Origin of the sequence: Shinella sp. WSD5-1 (assembly GCF_963942435.1) — a bacterium.
In the GTDB taxonomy this organism is placed as follows: domain Bacteria; phylum Pseudomonadota; class Alphaproteobacteria; order Rhizobiales; family Rhizobiaceae; genus Shinella; species Shinella yambaruensis.
Genome location: NZ_OZ012596.1, coordinates 4,554,094 through 4,569,191 on the forward strand (window position 1 = coordinate 4,554,094; position 15,098 = coordinate 4,569,191).

Annotated in this window: 13 protein-coding genes; 1 reads left to right on the forward strand and 12 read right to left on the reverse strand. The window is 65.8% G+C overall.

The genetic code is table 11. From position 1 onward, the window contains the following. Positions 1-38: 38 nt before the first annotated feature. The 10 genes from AABQ55_RS22365 to paaX form a co-directional block, all read right to left on the reverse strand. Positions 39-551, reverse strand: a complete 513-nt coding sequence (locus tag AABQ55_RS22365) for an acyl-CoA thioesterase (RefSeq protein ID WP_244768155.1) — start codon at positions 549-551, stop codon at positions 39-41. Between the two features lie 7 nt (positions 552-558). After that, positions 559-2,616, reverse strand: a complete 2,058-nt coding sequence (gene paaZ, locus AABQ55_RS22370; RefSeq protein ID WP_272806639.1) for a phenylacetic acid degradation bifunctional protein PaaZ — start codon at positions 2,614-2,616, stop codon at positions 559-561. Between the two features lie 47 nt (positions 2,617-2,663). Continuing rightward, positions 2,664-3,419: a Phenylacetic acid catabolic protein gene (locus AABQ55_RS22375; protein WP_272806640.1), complete on the reverse strand. Its 756-nt coding sequence runs from the start codon at positions 3,417-3,419 to the stop codon at positions 2,664-2,666. Positions 3,420-3,430: 11 nt separating this feature from the next. After that, positions 3,431-4,507 (reverse strand): 1,2-phenylacetyl-CoA epoxidase subunit PaaE, encoded by a 1,077-nt coding sequence (gene paaE, locus AABQ55_RS22380; protein WP_272806641.1) that lies wholly within the window; start codon positions 4,505-4,507, stop codon positions 3,431-3,433. A 20-nt stretch (positions 4,508-4,527) separates the two neighbouring features. After that, entirely contained in the window at positions 4,528-5,052 is a 525-nt protein-coding gene (gene paaD / locus AABQ55_RS22385; RefSeq protein ID WP_272806642.1) for a 1,2-phenylacetyl-CoA epoxidase subunit PaaD, read from the reverse strand. Between the two features lie 9 nt (positions 5,053-5,061). Continuing rightward, positions 5,062-5,844: a 1,2-phenylacetyl-CoA epoxidase subunit PaaC gene (gene paaC, locus AABQ55_RS22390; RefSeq protein ID WP_272806643.1), complete on the reverse strand. Its 783-nt coding sequence runs from the start codon at positions 5,842-5,844 to the stop codon at positions 5,062-5,064. Then, complete coding sequence (gene paaB / locus AABQ55_RS22395; protein ID WP_023516149.1) at positions 5,844-6,128, reverse strand: 1,2-phenylacetyl-CoA epoxidase subunit PaaB; 285 nt, start codon at positions 6,126-6,128, stop codon at positions 5,844-5,846. The genes paaC and paaB overlap by 1 nt, the downstream gene beginning before the upstream one ends. A 13-nt stretch (positions 6,129-6,141) precedes the next feature. Further along, complete coding sequence (gene paaA, locus AABQ55_RS22400) at positions 6,142-7,146, reverse strand: 1,2-phenylacetyl-CoA epoxidase subunit PaaA (RefSeq protein ID WP_272806644.1); 1,005 nt, start codon at positions 7,144-7,146, stop codon at positions 6,142-6,144. A gap of 23 nt (positions 7,147-7,169) precedes the next feature. Next, complete coding sequence (gene pcaF / locus AABQ55_RS22405) at positions 7,170-8,375, reverse strand: 3-oxoadipyl-CoA thiolase (RefSeq protein ID WP_272806645.1); 1,206 nt, start codon at positions 8,373-8,375, stop codon at positions 7,170-7,172. 168 nt (positions 8,376-8,543) lie between these two features. Beyond that, positions 8,544-9,452 (reverse strand): phenylacetic acid degradation operon negative regulatory protein PaaX, encoded by a 909-nt coding sequence (paaX, locus tag AABQ55_RS22410; RefSeq protein WP_272806646.1) that lies wholly within the window; start codon positions 9,450-9,452, stop codon positions 8,544-8,546. 205 nt (positions 9,453-9,657) lie between these two features. Between paaX and AABQ55_RS22415 the strand changes: the two genes are divergently transcribed. Then, positions 9,658-12,333 (forward strand): bifunctional diguanylate cyclase/phosphodiesterase, encoded by a 2,676-nt coding sequence (locus AABQ55_RS22415; protein ID WP_272806647.1) that lies wholly within the window; start codon positions 9,658-9,660, stop codon positions 12,331-12,333. On the opposite strand, the gene AABQ55_RS22420 is transcribed toward AABQ55_RS22415, so the two are convergent. Both AABQ55_RS22420 and AABQ55_RS22425 read right to left on the reverse strand, forming a co-directional pair. Beyond that, a complete protein-coding gene (locus AABQ55_RS22420; RefSeq protein ID WP_272806648.1) occupies positions 12,311-13,453 on the reverse strand; it encodes a gluconeogenesis factor YvcK family protein in 1,143 nt (380 codons plus the stop codon). The two genes, AABQ55_RS22415 and AABQ55_RS22420, sit on opposite strands and share 23 nt — an antisense overlap. Positions 13,454-13,480: 27 nt before the next feature. Further along, positions 13,481-15,097, reverse strand: a complete 1,617-nt coding sequence (locus tag AABQ55_RS22425; protein WP_244768144.1) for an ABC transporter ATP-binding protein — start codon at positions 15,095-15,097, stop codon at positions 13,481-13,483. Between the last annotated feature and the right edge of the window lies 1 nt (position 15,098).

Sequence of the window (15,098 nt, forward strand, 5' to 3'; positions counted from 1 at the left end):
GGAGGCAGCGGCGCGCCACAAGAGCAACGCCATCCGCGCTATCCCCCATCCCTCTCCACGTCCTTGCCCGTCGCTGCGACCGATTCCAGCCGCTCGGCAAACTCCCGCCGCAGCGTCCGGCGGAGCTCGGCCGCCTTGTAGCGCCGGATGTCGACCGCATCCCTCGGCTCCAGTTCCGGCACGCGCACCGGCCGGCCGGCATCATCTACGGCGACCATCGTGAAGTAGCAGGAATTGGTATGCCGCCGGTGGCCGGAGCGGATGTTCTCCGCCTCGACGCGGATGCCGACCTCCATGGAGGTGCGGCCCGTATGGTTGATCGAGGCGCGGAAGGTGACGAGTTCGCCGACATGGATCGGCTCCTTGAACATCACCTGGTCGACCGAGAGCGTCACCGCATATTGCTGCGAATAGCGCGAGGCGCAGGAGAAGGCCACGCGATCGAGCAGGTTGAGCAGTGCGCCCCCATGAACCTTCCCGGAAAAATTCGCCATGTCCGGCGTCATCAGAACGGTCATTTCCAGGCGGCACGGGTCCTGCGCGATCGGCATGCTGCGGTCACTCCCTCGTTTTGGCCACCATCGTCAGGACGTCGTACTGCGCGACTGTGGCACCCAGCTGGTTCGTCACCTGGCAATCCCAGCGTACCTCGCCGTGCTCGGCATTGGCGCGCGGATTGATCTCCTTGCAGGTGAGCTGCACCTGCAGCGTATCACCCGGATTGACCGGTGTCAGGAAGCGCAGGTTGTCGACGCCGTAATTGGCAAGAACCGGACCCGGCGCCGGATCGACGAAGAGGCCGGCGGCGAAGGAGACGATGAGATAGCCATGCGCCACGCGCCCGTCGAAGAACGGGTTCGCCTTGGCCGCCTCCTCGTCCATATGGGCGTAGAAGGTGTCACCGGTGAAATTGGCGAAATGCTCGATATCGTCGAGCGTCACCGTGCGCGTTGCCGTGATGAGCTGGTCGCCGATCTTGAGTTCCGCCAGCGACTTGCGGAACGGATGCTCGCCGCCCGCCCGCGCCTCCGCGCCCGGCAGCCAGCGGCCGGTGACGGCAGCGAGCATGGTCGGCGCGCCCTGGATGGCGGTGCGCTGCATGTAATGTTTGACGCCGCGCATGCCGCCCAGCTCCTCGCCGCCGCCCGCGCGGCCGGGGCCGCCATGCACGAGGCCCGGCAACGGCGAACCGTGGCCGGTGGAGGATTTGGCGCTGACCCGGTTACCGATCATCACGCGCCCATGGAAGGGCGCAAGGCCGAGCACGACCTCTTCGGCGAAGGCCGGATCGTTGGTGAAGACCGAGGCGACGAGGCTGCCCTTGCCGCGCCGGGCGAGATCGACCGCCTCTTCCGCCGTGTCATAGGGCATAACGGTACTGACCGGGCCGAAGGCCTCGACATCGTGCACGGCGCGGGCCGAGCCCGGCCTGTCGCAATAGAGCAGCACCGGATTGAGGAAGGCGCCGGCCACGGCATCGCCGGACTGGACGCTCGGATTGTCCGGATTACCGGCGACGATTTCGGCATCGGCGGAGAGATCGCGGATGCGCGCGCGAACCTCCTCGCGCTGGTCGAGGCTGGCGAGCGGCCCCATGCGCACGGCTTCGTCGGCGGGGTTGCCGATCGCCGTCTTGCCGAGGCGCGCGCCGAGGCTTTCGATCAGCGCCTCGCTATAGGCGCGCGGCGCGATGACGCGGCGGATCGCCGTACATTTCTGGCCGGCCTTCACCGTCATCTCGCGGGCGACTTCCTTGACGAAGAGGTCGAACTCCTCCGTGCCGGGCGCTGCGTCGAGGCCGAGCACGGCGGCGTTGAGGCTGTCGGCCTCCATGGTGAAGCGCACCGAGTTTTCGATGATCGCCTTGTGCGTCTTGAGGCGCCGGCCGGTGGCGGCCGAACCGGTGAAGGTCACGGCGTCCTGCCCTTCGACGTGATCGAGCAGGTCGCCGACAGAGCCGCAGACGAGCTGCAACGCACCCTCCGGCAGAATACCGGTCTCGATGATGCGGCGGACCATCAGCTCGGTGAGATAGGCCGTCTGGCTCGCCGGCTTCACGATGGCCGGAACACCGGCCAGCAATGTTGGCGCGAGCTTTTCCAGCATGCCCCAGCAGGGGAAGTTGAAGGCGTTGATATGCACCGCAACGCCCTGCAACGGGCTCAGGATATGCTGCGCGGCAAAGGTATTGTCCTTGGAGAGCGGTTCCACGTCGCCATCCAGCAGGACGCGGGTGTTCGGCAATTCGCGCCGGCCCTTGGAAGCATAGGAGAGCAACGTGCCGATGCCGCCCTCGATATCGACCCAGCTATCGGCGCGGGTCGCGCCGGTGGCGGTGGAAAGCGCGTAGAACTCTTCCTTCCGTTCCATCAGCGCCTGGCCAAGCGCCTTCAGCATGGCGGCGCGTTCGTGGAAGGACATGCGGCGCAGGGCCGGGCCGCCCTTTTCGCGGCCATGGGCGAGGATCGCCTTGAAATCGATGCCGGAGGAATCGATGAAGGCGACCGGTTCGCCCGTCGAGGCGTCGAGCAGGGGCACGCCCTCCTTCGCGCCGGCGACCCACGCGCCGCCGACATAGCTTTCAAGCCGGCGCGGCCGGTTTGCCATGACGTTCATCTTATTGTCCTTCCTGTATTTTTACGCAATCCCGGACGGAAGACCGCCTAGTTCAATCCAAGCGCGGAAAGCTGCGCATCGACCTCCGCCCGCCAATCGGCAAGCAGGGTCTCGTTGGGCGTATGCCTGAGGCCGAAACGCGACAGCGTCTCGAAACGGGCCGAGCCGGAATGGCCGAAGCTGGCGGCGACACGCGGATACCAGTAGGCGACGGAAGCCTTCGCTTTCGCGCGCCCCTCTTCGTCGGCGGCGATGCGGGCGAGGCCGGCGAGGCCGAATTCGGCATGGCGTGTCTCGCGCGGCAGGATGGCGCGGAGAACCTCGGCGAGCGGCTGGTAGGAGACGCGCGACAATTCCTTGAGTTGCACGACGCTCGCCCGGCCCATCAGCACGTTCATGACGACGGCATCCACCCAGCCTTGCAGCGGGTAGTGGAAGACGGAAAGGCGCATGTCGCCGCCCTGCCGCGCCGCGCCGATATCGGCCTCGCGGGAAAGCCGCTCGGCCCAGGGATGGTGCACGGCGTAGCGCCCGCCATCCGCGCCGAAGGTCTCCATGACCCGCAGGACCTTGCCGGCATGATCGGCCTTTTCCAGAACGATACGGGCGGCGGAGATGCGCTCCTGGATGCCCGGCGCATCGTTGATCGTATCGGCGAAGCCGGCGGAGCCGGCCAGCTCGCTGTCGACGAAACTCGCCATCAGGCGCAGGAGCTCGCCGCGATAGCGCGGCGGCACATTGGCGGGCGAGGAGAGCACGCCGCCTTGCGCCAGATAATCCTCGATCGGCATCGTATCGGACATGAAAATTCCCCTTACTGGTCGTAGCTGACGACGATGCGGTCGGTGAGCGGATAGCACTGGCAGGTCAGCACATAGCCCTGGCGCACCTCGTAATCCTCGAGCGCGTGGTTGACCTCCATCTCGGCCTCGCCCTCCAGGATTTTCGCGCGGCAGGTGGAACAGACGCCGGCCTTGCAGGCATAGGGTGCGTCCATGGCGTTTTCGAGCGCGGCGTCGAGCAGGCTCTGGCCCTGCTTCGGGAACTTGAAGCTGCGCGTCGCGCCGTCGAGCGTGACGGTCGCCTCGCACATCGCGCCCTGGTCCGCACCGGCGACGGCCTCCACCTTGCGCCGGGCGCGGCCGGGCTGCGAGGAGGCGAACAGCTCGAACTTGATCTGGTCGTCGCGAAGGCCGTGTTCGCGGAGCGCTGCGGCAATCGCCAGCATCATCGGCTCCGGACCGCAGATGAAGGCGGTGGCAATCGACTTGATGTCGATCCAGCTCTTGAACAGCGCCGCGCACTTCTCGCCGTCGATGCGGCCGGTGAAGAGGTCGATGTCCTGTGCCTCGCTTTCGAGGACATGCAGAACGGAGAACCGGCCGAGATAGAGGTTCTTCAGGTCCTCAAGCTCCTCGCGGAACATGATCGAGCTGATCTGCCGGTTGGCGTAGACCAGCGTGAAGCGGGCGCGCGGCTCGCGCGACAAGACCGTCTTGATGATCGAGAGCACCGGCGTGATGCCGCTGCCGCCGGCAAAACCGAGATAATGCTTTGCCACTTCCGGCTCCAACGTCGTGAAAAACGCGCCCATCGGGGGCATCGCCTCCAGCGTGTCACCGGGCTTCAGGTTCTCGTTGACCCAGGTGGAGAAGCAACCGCCATCGACGCGCTTGATGCCGACCTTCAGGACGCCCTCGTCCTTGCCGGCGCAGATCGAATAGGAACGGCGCAGCTCCTCGTCCTCGAACTTGCGGCGGAAGGTCAGGTACTGGCCCTGCGTGAAGTCGAAAACGGCGCGGTCCTTGTCGGAGGGCGCAAGCGTCACCACGACCGCATCGCGCGTCTCGCGGCGAATGTCGGTCACGGTCAGGGGATGAAAACGTGCCATGTGGGCCCTCTCCCTATGGGTCAGATGCACTTGAAATAGTCGAACGGTTCCAGACAGTCGGTGCAGCGATAGCTCGCCTTGCAGGGCGTCGAGCCGAACTGGCTGATCTTTTCCGTGTTCGCCGAGCCGCAGCGCGGACAGGCGATCGTCAGGTTCGAACGGCCGGAAAGCCGGTCGATGCGTTTCATCAGCACGCCATCGGCGGCCGTGCCGTCGATCGGTGGGGCGATGCCGTAGTCGCGCAGCTTTTCCCGGCCCGCGGCACTGATCCAGTCCGTCGTCCAGGCGGGCGAGAGCCGGCGCTCCAGCTTTACCTTGTCGAGACCCTTTCCGGCGAGCGCAGCCTCGATATCGAGGTTAATCACCGTGGTGGCGGGACAGCCGGAATAGGTCGGCGTGACCGTCACCACCAGCGTATCGTCCCGCCACTCGACATCGCGGATGATGCCGAGGTCAGTCAGCGAAATGACCGGGATTTCCGGGTCCGGCACTTCGGACAGCCAGTGCCAGACCTCATCGACCGAGGGACGAAGCGCCGGGTCCATCGCCGCCTCCTACCAGGTCGCGCCCGGATAGGCGCGCTGCAGGAACTGCATCTCTGACAGGATGAAGCCGAGATGCTCGGTGTGCACGCCGCGCCGGCCGCCCTTGTGCATGTAGCCATCGGCTGGTTTCTTCAGCGTGCCTTCGGCCAGCGTCTCCGCGATGATCTCGTCCCAGCCCGCCTTGAGGCTTTCGGGCGCCGGGACGATGCCGACCTCGACCAGTTCGGCGTCGAGCGCATCGCTCATGAACATCTCGCCGGTGAAGGGCCAGAGTTCGCCCAGCGCTTCCTGCATGCGGCGATGGCTTTCGGCCGTGCCGTCACCGAGGCGGATGACGAGGTCGCGGCTGCGGTCGAGATGATAGGAGACTTCCTTGAAGGCCTTTTCCGCGATCTCGGCAATGCGCGTGTCGGAAGACCCCTTCAGTGCCTTCAAGAGCAGATAGTGCCAGGCGTCGAACAGGAACTGCCGCATCAGCGTCTTGCCGAAATCGCCGTTCGGGCGCTCGACTAAGAGGATGTTGCGGAATTCGTAGCCGTCGCGCAGATAGGCAAGATCATCGGCGGAACGGCCCTTGCCTTCCACCTCGCCGGCAAGGCCGAGCCAGAGCTGGGTCTGGCCGATCAGGTCGAGCGCGGTGTTGGCGAGCGCGATATCCTCTTCCAGCGCGGGCGAGTGCCCGCACCATTCGGAAACGCGATGGCCGAGGATCAGCGTGTTGTCGCCGATGCGCAGCAGGAATTCGAGAAGCGCGGCCTGACGGGCCGCCGGGTCGAGTGCCGCGGTCGCCATCACATATGCCCCACTTCATCCGGAATATCGAAGAACGTCGGGTGCCGGTAGACCTTGGAGTTCGACGGATCGAACAGCGGGCCCTTTTCCGAGGGTGCGCTGGCGGTGATCTCGGAGGATTTCACCACCCAGATGCTGACGCCCTCGTTGCGGCGCGTATAGACGTCGCGAGCATTGTTGATCGCCATTTCGGCGTCGGGCGCGTGCAGGCTGCCGACATGGCGATGGTTGAGGCCGTGCTGGCCCCGAATGAAAACTTCCCAAAGCGGCCATTCGCTGGACATCGTGCTCTCTCCCTTACTCGGCGGCGATCTTGGCGCTAGCGCGACGGTCGGCGACCTTTTCGGCATGCGCCGTCAGGCCGTCGCGGAACCAGGCGCCGTCATCCCATGCTTTTTTGCGCGCGTTGAGGCGTTCCGCATTGCAGGGGCCGTTGCCGGCGATCACGTTGAAGAATTCTTCCCAGTCCGGCTCGCCGAAATCGTAGCCGCCCTTCTCCTCGTTCCACTTGAGGTTCGGATCCGGCACGGTGAGGCCGAGATACTTCGCCTGCGGCACCGTCTGGTCGACGAATTTCTGGCGCAGCTCGTCGTTGGAGTTCTGCTTGATCTTCCAGGCCATCGACTGGGCCGAATGCACGGAAGCGTCGTCCGAGGGACCGAACATCATCAGCGACGGCCACCACCAGCGGTTCAGCGCGTCCTGCACCATGGCCTTCTGGGCCGGCGTGCCCTTCACCATCTTCATCAGCACGTCGTAACCCTGGCGCTGGTGAAAGCTCTCTTCCTTGCAGATGCGCACCATGGCCCGCGCATAGGGGCCGTAGGAACAGCGTTGCAGCGGCACCTGGTTCATGATCGCCGCGCCATCGACCAGCCAGCCGATCGCGCCGATGTCCGCCCAGGTCAGCGTCGGATAGTTGAAGATCGAGGAATATTTCGCCTTGCCGGAATGGAGCTGCGCATACATCTCGTCGCGGCTGATGCCGAGCGTTTCGGCGGCACAGTAGAGGTAGAGGCCGTGGCCGGCCTCGTCCTGCACCTTGGCAAGCAGGATCGCCTTGCGCTCCAGGGTCGGGGCGCGGGTGATCCAGTTGCCTTCGGGAAGCTGGCCGACGATTTCCGAATGGGCGTGCTGGCTGATCTGGCGCACCAGCGTCTTGCGATAGCCTTCCGGCATCCATTCCTTCGGCTCGATCTTCTGGCCGGCGTCGATACGCTCCTGGAAGGCGCGCTCCACGGGGTCCATCTCATCGAGGGAGCGGACGCGGGCGGCATCGGTCTTCACCATCTGGGCATACATGGTCTTTCCTCCTGCTTTACGCGTCAGACGCGTTCGAGAATGATGGCGATGCCCTGGCCGACGCCGATGCACATGGTACAGAGTGCATAACGTCCGCCCTGGCGGTGGAGCTGGTAGGTCGCGGTGGTGACGAGCCGCGCGCCGCTCATGCCGAGCGGATGACCGAGCGCGATGGCGCCGCCGTTCGGGTTCACATGCGGGGCGTCGTCCGGCAGGCCGAGATCGCGCAGAACCGCGAGCGCCTGCGAGGCGAAGGCCTCGTTGAGCTCGATGACATCCATCTGGCCGAGCGAAAGACCGGCGCGCTCCAGCACGCGGCGCGTGGCCGGCGCCGGGCCGAAACCCATGATGCGCGGCTCAAGGCCCGCCGCCGCCATGGCGACGACGCGCGCTTTCGGAGACAATCCTTGCGCCTTGATGGTGGCTTCATTGGCGATGAGCAAAGCAGCCGCACCGTCGTTGACGCCCGAGGCATTGCCGGCGGTGACGGAAAGGTCCGGGCCGTTGACGCCCTTCAGCTTGGCAAGCTGCTCGGCCGTCGTGCCGGGACGCGGATGCTCGTCGGTGTCGACGACCAGCGGATCACCCTTCTTCTGCGGCACGGAAACGGGCACGATCTCATCGGCAAAGATGCCGGCCTCGTGCGCGGCGGCCCAGCGGGCCTGGCTGCGCGCCGCGAAAGCGTCCTGATCCGCGCGGCTGACGGCGAAATCGGCGGCAACGTTGTCGGCCGTCTGCGGCATGGAATCGACGCCGAAGGCCTTCTTCATCTTTGGATTGACGAAGCGCCAGCCGATCGTCGTGTCATAGACCGCATTCGACCGGGAGAAGGCGCTTTCGGCCTTGGGCATGACGAAGGGCGCGCGGCTCATGCTCTCGACGCCGCCGGCGATGACGAAATCGCAGTCACCGGCGCGGATGGCGCGCGCCGCCATGCCGACGGCGTCCATGCCGGAACCACAGAGGCGGTTGACGGTGGTGGCGGGAATGGAAACGGGAAGGCCGGACAGCAGCACGGCCATGCGGCCGACATTGCGGTTGTCCTCGCCGGCCTGGTTGGCGCAGCCGTAGATGAGATCGTCCACCTTCGACCAGTCGATATCGGGATTGCGCGCCATCAGCCCGGAGAGCGGCACCGCCGCCAAATCATCGGCACGAACCGACGACAACAAACCGCCATAACGGCCGATCGGCGTACGGACGGCATCGCAGATAAAGGCTTCGGACACGCGGTTTCCTCCCTGATATCCAAGGGTCGATCCGTTCCTCCAGAAACATTGACCGACCGATCGGTTATCTATTTAGCACTCGATACGTCACAAATCAATGCTGATTTCTCCAAATTATGTGATGTTTCGTTCCAGCAGCTGGTATCATAGCACAAACCACGCATTTCCCTATGAAAAGTCGCGCCGGATCGACTCGCGCAGCAGCGAAAGACGGCGGAGCGTCGCCTCGCTCGCTTCAGGCAAGGCGCCGGCCGCCGTGACGAAATGGCGGGCGACATGCAGGTCCGCCTCGGGCGAGAGGCGGAGATAGAGGTCGGCAAAGAGCATCCGGGCCGCCTCCCCCGGCCATTCCGCCGGCAGGGCCGCCTGCGGCAGGCGCGGATCACGCAGCACGACGAGGCGGAACTGGTGCACGAGCACCAGCCGGGCGACGAGGCTTTCCGCCGCACCGAGCCGCATCCCGCCCGCAAGCAGGTCGGCAAGGCGCCCGAAGCGCCTGAGGAAGCCATGATAGGCTTCGGCATGCAGCGCGAGGTTCCAATGGTCGGACGCAAAGGCGCCGAGGTCCCGCTCGCCGCTCACCACCTCGCCGCGGAAGACGACGGCCGGCTGCTTGAGATGCGGCAAAGACCGCGCGCCGACGGCAAGGCGCGGGCCGAGCCGGGCATGACCCGCCCGCTCGAGAACCTGCATCGCCTCGTCCGGTGCCGTCCCCGTCAGCTGCACGAAATGCCAGTCCGCGGCCTCCGGCGGGCCGAACAGCAAGCGGGCGGCGGCCGCAAATTCGCTCCGGGCGGGCGCGGCGAGGCGATAGAAGCTGCGCCGCCCCTCCCGCTCGCCGGACAATTGCCCGGCGGCGACGAGGCGCGAGACGGCGGTGCGCACCAGCGTCTCGCTGATGCCGACGGCGGCGCAGGTCTCGATCAGGTTGCCGGTCCACACGACGCCGCCCCGCGGCTCCACGACGTCGCCGTAGATGGTGACGATGAAACCGGCGGCCTTCAGCGGGCTGTCTTCGACGATGGCCCGCAGCAGCGCGCCGAACACGCTTTCCGTCCTGTCCTTGTCCGCCGGCAACCCCGCCCCCTGACCTGTTCCGCTCCAGCCGTGCCGAGGACTAGCCCAGAATCGGCCATGACGGAAAGCCCTACCCGGCCCCACAGAGAAAGGCGCGGCCTCGTCAGCAAATATTAAGTTGCATCTGCCATGGTTCGCCGATCGCCGGATGCCGGGCAGAACCTCGCCCGGTGCAACCAGGATGCGCGGAGACACACGGAACGCGATGAACGACCGGAATGCGCAGCTCTCCCTTCAGGGGCTGGGATATTATATCCCCGCCATCGTGGTCGCGCTTGCCGTGCTCATCGCCATTTTTCTCGCCGATGCCCAGAAACAGCGGCTGGAGGAGGAATACCTGCGTTCCTTCACGACGGAGCAGCTCGGCCTGCTGCGCTCGCGCCTCGAAGGCAACATCCATGGCGACATCAACCTCGTGCAGGGCCTCGTCGCGGCGCTTTCGACCGAACCCGACATGCCGCCGAGCCGCTTTGCCGATCTTGCGGGCCGCATTTTCCGCAAGGACACGCGGTTGCGCAATCTCGCCATTGCGCCGGATTTCATCGTCTCGCTCATCTATCCGGTCAAGGGAAACGAGCGCAGCATCGGCCTCGACTACCGCAAGAACGAGTCCCAGCGCGCCGCCGCCATGCAGGTCAAGGCACTCGACCGGCTGATCGTCACCGGTCCGGTCGATCTCGTGCAGGGCGGCCGCGGCGTGATTGCGCGCTACCCGATCCACGCCGGGCGGAACAATGCCTTCATCGGCATCGCCTCCGCCGTGATCGACCTCGACAAGCTCCTGGAGAGCAGCGGCTTCGGTGAAGAGCTCAAGATTGCCGTCTCGCTTTCCAGCCGGCCGCATGTCGGCGGCGAAGCGAGGACCTTCTTCACGACGGCCGCGGCCGTCGATGCCGATCCGGTGGTGATGACCATCGATATCGGCCATGAGGTCTGGACCATGTCGGCCGCACCGCTGGAAGGCTGGCGCCAGCCCTCTGCCGATCTCGCCTTCTTTCGCGCCGGGCTTGCGCTCCTCGCCGTCATCATCATCGCACCCATGTTCTGGGTCGGCTACCTCATGAAGGATCGCCACCGGCATATTCTTGCGCTGCAGGACCGGGAGGACCAGCTCGAAACCGTCTCGCAGCGCCTGCAGCTCGCACTCGACGCCTCGCGCGTGGGCGTTTGGGAATATGATCCCGAAACGTCGACCCTCACCTGGGATGCCCGTATGCGCGCGCTCTACAACGTGCCGCCAGGCCAGCCGATCTGCCGCTACGAGGACTGGCGCGCCGCGCTCCACCCCGACGACCTGAAGGAGGCCGAGCGCGTCTTCACCAACGCCATCGAAACCGAAAAGCCCTATCTCACCGGGTTTCGTGTGCTGACCGCCGACGGTGATATCCGCCACATCCGCGCCCACGGCATGACCTACCGCGCGTCCTCCGGCGCAAAGCGCATCGTCGGCGCCAATTGGGACGTGACGGAGGACAATCGCCTGCAGGCCGAACTGCTCGAGGCCAAGCTGACGGCCGAGGCGCAGAACAGGGCGCTGGAGGATGCCCATCTCGTGCTGGAGCACAATTCGCTGCACGACGCCCTCACCCGCCTTCCCAACCGGCGCTTCCTCGATCAGCAGCTCGCGCTAGCCGGCATGGGCGAGGATGCGCGCCCCCTCACCCTGCTGCATATCGACCTCGACCGTTTCAAGGACATCAACGACACGCTCGGCCATGCCGCGGGCGACGAGGTGCTGAAACAGGCCGCGGGCGTGCTGCGCGCCCATATTCCGGCGGAGGACTTCATCGCCCGCATCGGCGGCGACGAATTCGTGCTGCTGTCACGCCGCGACCCGGCAAAGGCCGATTTCAGCGCCCTTTCGGCCCGCCTCATCGAGGCGATAAGCGAGCCGATGGCGATCGAGGGCCACGACTGTCGCATCGGCGCGAGCATCGGCATCGCGACGCGCAACGATGCGGAAGAATCCGCCGAACAGCTGCTCGTCAATGCCGACATCGCGCTCTACGAGGCCAAGCGCCGCGGCCGCAACCGCGTGGAAGCCTTCAACGACGAGCTGCGCCTGCGCACCGTGGAGGTCAAGCGGCTCGGCGACGACATCCTGCGCGGCCTCGAACGCGGCGAATTCCACCCCTTCTTCCAGCCTCAGTTCGATGCCGAGACGCTGGAGATCGTTGGCGTCGAGGCGTTGGCGCGCTGGCAGCACCCGACGCGTGGCATCATTACGCCGGACGTCTTCCTGCCGGTTGCCGAAAGCCTCAACGTCGTCGCCCAGATCGACGAGGCCATCCTCGACCAGGCGCTGTTCCAGTCCATGCGCTGGGAGGGACAGGGGCTCGGCATTGCCCGCGTCTCCGTCAATGTCTCCTGCCAGCGCCTGCGCGACGACGATCTCCTCGGAAAGCTGCGCGCCATAAACATCCGTCCCGGCTCGCTGACCTTCGAACTCCTGGAATCGATTTCCTTCGACACGGCCGACGATGGGTTGAAACAGGCGATCGACGATATCAAGACCCTCGGCATCGATATCGAGATCGACGATTTCGGCACCGGCCATGCGTCCATCGTCAGCCTCCTGGAACTATCGCCCAAGCGGCTGAAGATCGATCGCCGGCTGGTGCTGCCCCTGCTCGAATCCACCGCGCAGCAGAGCCTCGTCCGCTCGATCATCGACATCGGCAAGGTGCGCGGCATCGAAACGGTCGCGGAAGGCGTCGAGACGCTGGCGCATGCCGAGCTGCTGCGCAGCCTCGGCTGCCATGTCCTGCAGGGCTATGCCTTCGCCCGGCCGATGGCAGCGGACGATTTCCTCGCCTTCGCCAAGGCGCGGGGCTGGATGCCGGCGGTAAAGACCGGGCTCACGACGGCAAGAGCGAGTTGAGCGCATCCGCGACGGCCCGGCCATCATGCTGGCCGCGCTGCCAGGGGTCCTCGAAGTCGCCGATCACCCGCTCGATGCCGAGCCGCGCACCCACATCTTCCAGCGCGCCGTTGCCGAGATAAGCGAAAGGGCCGACGGTCTTTTCGAAGGGCAGCAGCTGGTGGTTCGCCAGGACATGGGTGAAGGGTCGCGCATCCGCCCCCTCCTGCCGCCGCCAGAGCGCCGCGGCGATCTCCAGCATGCGTGCTACGTCCAGCCCGCGGGTCTCCCGGCATTGCAGCATGTTGCCGATGAAGATGCGGCGGGCATGCACATTGCGCGCAATGGCCGGCACGATTCCCTCTACGAGAAGATGCGGCAGGACGCTGGTGAAGAAGCTGCCCGGGCCGAAGACGATGGCATCGGCGCTTTCCAGACTTTCGAGCACCGCCTCATTGGCCGGCACGGGCGCGCCGTTCCGGCCGGAAAGGGCGATGTCGCGGATGCCGATGCCGCTGGCCGTATCATCGAGCGCCGTCATCCTGTGCTGCCCTTCGATCCGGGTTCCGTCGTTCAGCACGGCGGAAAGTTCGACGCCGTCGGCCGCCGTGGACGGCCAGACATGGCCGGTAATGTCGCAGAGCTTGCGGAAAACGAAGATGGCGGTGTTGATGTCGCTGTTGTGGGCGAGATGCGCACCCGTCAGGATGAAATTGCCGATGCTGCCGTTGCGGAAATCGAAATCCGCGCCGATCGCCGCGCGAAAGGTGCGCAGGTAGTTGAGGATCGCACCGCGCAGACCCGGCTCCATGCGCTCCAAGAGCGGATGGCGGCCTTCGGCATAGAGGGCGAATTCCGTGCGGGCGTCATCCTCCGTCCCGCTGGTCATGCGCGCATTGCAGACCTTGACGACATCGCCCACCTGGCCTTCGCCATGGGCCATGGTCATCAGCGCCTGGCGGATATCGCCGACGGCGAGCACGCCGAGGCTTTCGCGGATGGTCTTGGAGCTGCCCCCGCTGTCCCAGGCCGGCACGATGCGCGTCAGCCGCGCCGGCCCGGAGAGCAGCGCCAGATTGGTCGTGCGGCACGCGGTGCCGCCCGAAAAGAGCACGATATGCGGCAAACGGCCTTCGGCCATCCGGTCTCCTCTTGTCTGCGCTCCGGATTACGGCCCGATATTATAGGCCGCGCCGATGAGGGTCTTGGTATAATCCTCCCGCGGCGCGCTGAAAATGGCGTCCGTGGGTCCCTCCTCGACAATCTTGCCGTCCTTCATCACCACCACATAGTCGCTCATGGCGCGCACCACCGAAAGATCATGGCTGATGAAGACATAGGACAGGCCGTAGCGGGACTGGAGATCGCGCAGGAGCTCGATCACCTGGCCCTGCACGGAACGGTCGAGTGCCGAGGTCGGCTCGTCGAGAATGACGGCCTGGGGTTTGAGGATCATCGCCCGCGCAATCGCGATGCGCTGCCGCTGGCCACCGGAAAACTCGTGCGGATAGCGGTTGCGCGCCGCCGGATCGAGCCCGACCTCCTTCAGCGCCGCGATCGCCCGCTTGTCGCGATCGGCCCGCGATAGTTGCGGCTCGTGCACGTAGAGACCCTCGGTGATGATCTCGCCGACCGTCTGGCGCGGCGAGAGCGATCCGTAGGGATCCTGGAAGACGAGCTGCATGCTGCGACGGAGCGGCCGCATGCCGGTGCGGTCGAGGCCGGAAATATCCGTCCTGCCGAAACGGTAGGCGCCCTTGCTGGCGATCAGCCTGAGCAGCGCCCGCCCGAGCGTCGACTTGCCCGAGCCGGATTCGCCCACCACGCCGATCGTCTGGCCTTCGCGCAGGCTGATGCTGACATTGTCGACGGCGCGGAACGTGCTGGCGCGCTGCTTCAGGAAGCCGCCGTCGATCTTGTAGTCGACGACGACATTGCGGCCCTCCAGGATGATCGGCGCGTCATCCGGCGGCGCGGCCTTGCGGCCATGCGGCTCGGCCTCGATCAGCATGCGGGTGTAGTCAGCTTGGGGGTTCTCGAAGATGCCGGCCGTGCCGCCCTGCTCGACGATCTCGCCGCGCCGCATGACGACGACCCGCTCGGCGAAATGCCGGACGATGCCGAGATCGTGCGTGATGAGCACGATCGCCATGTCGAAGCGTTTCTGCAGGTCGCGCAAGAGCTTGAGGATCTGCGCCTGGATCGTCACGTCGAGCGCCGTCGTCGGTTCGTCGGCGATCAGGATGTCCGGCTCGTTGGCGAGCGCCATGGCGATCATCACGCGCTGGCGCTGGCCGCCGGACATCTCGTGCGGATAGCTGTCGATACGGCGCTCAGGCTCCGGAATGCCGACGAGTTTCAGGAGTTCCAGCACACGCGGCCGGGCCTCCTTCCGCGTACCGCCGCGGTGGTGCACGATCACCTCGGCGATCTGCTTGCCGACGGGATAGAGCGGATCGAGCGAGGTCATCGGCTCCTGGAAGATCATGGTGATCTTCGCGCCGCGGATCTCGTTGAGCGCCTTCGGCGGAAGGCCGACCATCTCCTGCCCGCGATATTTCGCGGAGCCCGAAACCCGTCCGTTCGCGGCCAGCAGGCCCATGATGCCCATCATGGTCTGGCTCTTGCCGGAGCCGGATTCGCCGACCACCGCCAGGGTCTCGCCGGGGCGGACATCGAGGCTGATGCCCTTGACAGCATCGACATCGCCGTCCGGCGTCGTGAAGGAGACCTTCAGGTCGCGCACGGCGAGGATCGGCTCCATGGTCTTCTGTGTCTCTGCCATG

Coding starts and splice junctions, on each gene's coding strand:
- AABQ55_RS22365 (WP_244768155.1), bottom strand. CDS start 551: ATGCCGATCGCGCAGGACCCGTGCCGCCTGGAAATGACCGTTCTGATG.
- paaZ (WP_272806639.1), bottom strand. CDS start 2,616: ATGAACGTCATGGCAAACCGGCCGCGCCGGCTTGAAAGCTATGTCGGC.
- AABQ55_RS22375 (WP_272806640.1), bottom strand. CDS start 3,419: ATGTCCGATACGATGCCGATCGAGGATTATCTGGCGCAAGGCGGCGTG.
- paaE (WP_272806641.1), bottom strand. CDS start 4,507: ATGGCACGTTTTCATCCCCTGACCGTGACCGACATTCGCCGCGAGACG.
- paaD (WP_272806642.1), bottom strand. CDS start 5,052: ATGGACCCGGCGCTTCGTCCCTCGGTCGATGAGGTCTGGCACTGGCTG.
- paaC (WP_272806643.1), bottom strand. CDS start 5,844: ATGGCGACCGCGGCACTCGACCCGGCGGCCCGTCAGGCCGCGCTTCTC.
- paaB (WP_023516149.1), bottom strand. CDS start 6,128: ATGTCCAGCGAATGGCCGCTTTGGGAAGTTTTCATTCGGGGCCAGCAC.
- paaA (WP_272806644.1), bottom strand. CDS start 7,146: ATGTATGCCCAGATGGTGAAGACCGATGCCGCCCGCGTCCGCTCCCTC.
- AABQ55_RS22415 (WP_272806647.1), top strand. CDS start 9,658: ATGAACGACCGGAATGCGCAGCTCTCCCTTCAGGGGCTGGGATATTAT.
- AABQ55_RS22420 (WP_272806648.1), bottom strand. CDS start 13,453: ATGGCCGAAGGCCGTTTGCCGCATATCGTGCTCTTTTCGGGCGGCACC.
- AABQ55_RS22425 (WP_244768144.1), bottom strand. CDS start 15,097: ATGGCAGAGACACAGAAGACCATGGAGCCGATCCTCGCCGTGCGCGAC.